The organism is Marinobacter halodurans, from assembly GCF_004327985.1.
In the GTDB taxonomy this organism is placed as follows: domain Bacteria; phylum Pseudomonadota; class Gammaproteobacteria; order Pseudomonadales; family Oleiphilaceae; genus Marinobacter_A; species Marinobacter_A halodurans.
Window position 1 is genome coordinate 1 of the sequence record NZ_SJDL01000166.1, and the last position, 790, is coordinate 790.

2 protein-coding genes are annotated in these 790 nt (G+C 45.9%); one reads left to right on the forward strand and one right to left on the reverse strand.

Features of this window, described 5'->3' with window-relative positions; genetic code table 11:
* Window positions 1-202: hypothetical protein (locus EZI54_RS24970; RefSeq protein WP_207389354.1), on the forward strand; the 202-nt coding region annotated here is incomplete at its 5' end.
* Between the two features lie 261 nt (window positions 203-463).
* Here the strand turns inward: EZI54_RS24970 and EZI54_RS24975 are convergent.
* Window positions 464-790 (reverse strand): hypothetical protein (locus tag EZI54_RS24975; protein ID WP_207389355.1); only part of this gene is annotated, 327 nt, incomplete at its 5' end.

The following is a 790-nucleotide window of genomic DNA, read 5'->3' on the forward strand; positions in this document are numbered from 1 at the left end:
TAACGCCAACAGCAGGGGCGCGACGAAAGGAGCGTCCCTTGCCTGTATTGGTTATGAGCTAAAGGGCTGGGGTACATGTCTTGCACTCCAACCAAATTATTCCGAAATCACCTACTATCTCGAACCCATTGTCAATTCTATTAACTTCCTCAAGTTCCCCAAGCGAAGCCAAATTACCCTCGTGATCATTGATAACGTTTAGCGAAATGTGGGAAAAATCGACATTTATCCCGGTACCATCGTCATTCGCAAAGCGGATATCACTTATCTTCCCCGTTTCGTCGATTACCCGCATCGTCAATTCACTGCGATCTTGTGGTGCCGAAATTGAGAGTACGTCTTGTCCTAGAAGCTCTTTCATTCACAGAACTCATAACGCGAAAAATAAGCGGCCGCCTTGGAGCGCAGCGTAAAGGCGGTCCGGTGGAGGGCCATTTGGCTCGGAACGTACTTGATTGAATTGTTAAGGCTGCAGCACATAAATGAATACCAATGAATAAATGAAGCACTGAGCAAAAAAGAAAACCACATGCCCCACAACGCTGGGCGCTTTCTGATTAAGAATGCAGGTTCTTTGATAAATTTGGTAAACCAGTTTTGTGGGTATTCCAGAAAAGAGGATCATTACTATCGCCAGAATGGGGCCAGCGACTTTGAGAATGACTCCGAGCCAAACCAATGCTGAAGGTAGCGTAGATACGTACAGTGTCCACTTCGGTAGCTGAGACCAATCATCCTTTAGATATTTGGGATCGGTTGAAGTGATTTGATCCATGCGAAACCTTAACGC